Genomic DNA, 1,906 nt, shown 5'->3' with positions numbered 1-1,906 from the left:
GCGAAGCACCCGTTGGGCCATTTGGTTTTTGGTACCTGACCCCTTTTCCGCTCGACCAACGCAAACCTGCATTCAAACCTGGACAGAGCACTAGATGGCGCCGGTGTCGGGTTGCAGTTCGGCGAACACGCCCACCATCTCACCGCTCGGCGGCCCGTCACCGTACAGCATCATCGCCCCTTCGCCAACCAAGACCCGTTCATCCAACAGTCGCAACGACTGGCCGATCGGCCGGGTCGAGCACTGTCGGGTCACGCCGGAGCGGAGCCAATCGTGGGACCCGCGAAAGATCTCGACGTGCTTTTCCGGCAGCACGGTCGCCATCCGGCGGGTCCCATCGGCACCGCGACGAAGTGTCGTGATTTTCCAGCGATCATCGCGTGGATCTCTCAGAATTCGCACCGTCACGACCGACTCGCCCGGCGGCACGGCGACCGCGCCAAACCAGTGGGGTGCGGCCGCGGATTCCGGCCAGAGTGAACTGTACGCGATCCGATACCGCGGTGAGGCGGGCACGCGGACCCGCAGCCGATAGGTCATCGGCTGGTCACTGTTCAGTCGCACCGCGGCGATTTCGTCCTGATCCGAGGGCGGCAGATAGCCCGTTTCCTCACGCAGCCGCATCAATTCGGTTTCGGCCGATCGCAACCGCAATGCAGTCACCGCGTAACCCGACGCCAGCGCGACCACCAGCAGCACCGTCAACAACCAGGTCAGTGAAAACTGAACCGGCACGCGTCGCGGCGACGTTGCTGGGGCTTCTTCGCTCATCCGACCGACAGGGACAGGGCTTGCTGGACGACGGCTTTTGATTTTTCCAAGCCTTCGCGCGCAACGGCCAGCGCGTCACGTTTCCAGTACTCGGGGTTGAACAATTCCAGTGAAAACGTTCCCGTGAATCCGTTGTCGATCAAACCGCGAATGATCGTGGGCAACGGGCAAACGCCGTCGCCGGGAAACACGCGGTCCTTGTCGGCGATTTTGTCTTGCGGCGGATCAGCCGGGTAATCGTTGATGTGAAAACACAGCATTTTGGAGGCTTCGATCATGGACAGGCCGGCAAAGTCGTTGCCGCCCTTGTAGATGTGATAGAAGTCCGGCAAGACGCAGGCGGCGGGATGAGCCGCGGCGGTGGCCACGTACGCCAATTCACCCAGTTTGCTGAGCGTGGGCGAAAATCCCCACAATTCCAATTGGGGTTGAACGCCCACCGAAGCTCCGATTTCGCACAGCGCGCGATAACGCTCGGCAACCAGTTCCAACGGCGGCGAAACGCTGCCGCCTCGATGCGCCCCGATCGGCGGCGCCGCGATCAGCTTGCCTCCCAGTCCCGCGACCAGTTCCATATCGTGACGGGCCGCTTCCAGCCCCGCCCGCCGCTGCTGGTCATCGTCTGAAATCCAATTGGCAAACCCGATCGCGCTGGCGACAAACAACCCGGCGTCCTCGATGCGTTTGCGCAAGTCACCGAGTTTGCCGCCTTCGGCAAGGAAGGTTTCGATGTCACGCATCCACGGTTCGATCCCGTCGTAACCGGCCGCCGCAGCGACATCGACCTGTTTTTCGATGCTCAGGTTTTGACCGCGAATCGTGCTGGTATTGAGCGAGAAACGGACGGGCAGGTCCGGGGTGCTCGGTTCTGCAGCCGCGAGCCGTGCGGACAGGCTGGGAAACGTTGCCGCAGAAGCCGTGGCGGCGGTGGCGGCCCAAATAAATGAACGTCGGTTGGTCATGTCGATCTTTAAAAAGCTAGGAAGGGTAGCCGCGTAGTTTAATCTCAAACGGATCTGCGTTGGCAGTGGCGCGATCCAATTGCGAACGAAGACCCACCGATGGACTCGTACTCCTTGTCACCGTGCGTGTCGGGTTGGCGGTCGTGGGGGGGGGGGGGGGGGGGGGGGGGGGG

The 1,906-nt window shown here is 62.2% G+C and carries 2 protein-coding genes; both read right to left on the bottom strand.

The window, feature by feature from the left end:
- Positions 1 to 90 precede the first annotated feature (90 nt).
- Entirely contained in the window at positions 91 to 771 is a 681-nt protein-coding gene (locus tag ABX749_RS31295; protein ID WP_145211557.1) for a hypothetical protein, read from the bottom strand.
- Positions 768 to 1,733: a sugar phosphate isomerase/epimerase family protein gene (locus ABX749_RS31290; RefSeq protein WP_372899486.1), complete on the bottom strand. Its 966-nt coding sequence runs from the start codon at positions 1,731 to 1,733 to the stop codon at positions 768 to 770. The genes ABX749_RS31295 and ABX749_RS31290 overlap by 4 nt, the downstream gene beginning before the upstream one ends.
- Between the last annotated feature and the right edge of the window lie 173 nt (positions 1,734 to 1,906).

This window comes from Stieleria sp. (assembly GCF_041595215.1).
In the GTDB taxonomy this organism is placed as follows: domain Bacteria; phylum Planctomycetota; class Planctomycetia; order Pirellulales; family Pirellulaceae; genus Stieleria; species Stieleria magnilauensis.
Note: the sequence above shows the minus strand (reverse complement) of the source record. Positions and strands in the feature narration are given on the sequence as shown.

Excerpts from the sequence above, each read along its gene's own strand:
- ABX749_RS31295 (WP_145211557.1), bottom strand. The coding sequence starts at position 771 with ATGAGCGAAGAAGCCCCAGCAACGTCGCCGCGACGCGTGCCGGTTCAG.
- ABX749_RS31290 (WP_372899486.1), bottom strand. The coding sequence starts at position 1,733 with ATGACCAACCGACGTTCATTTATTTGGGCCGCCACCGCCGCCACGGCT.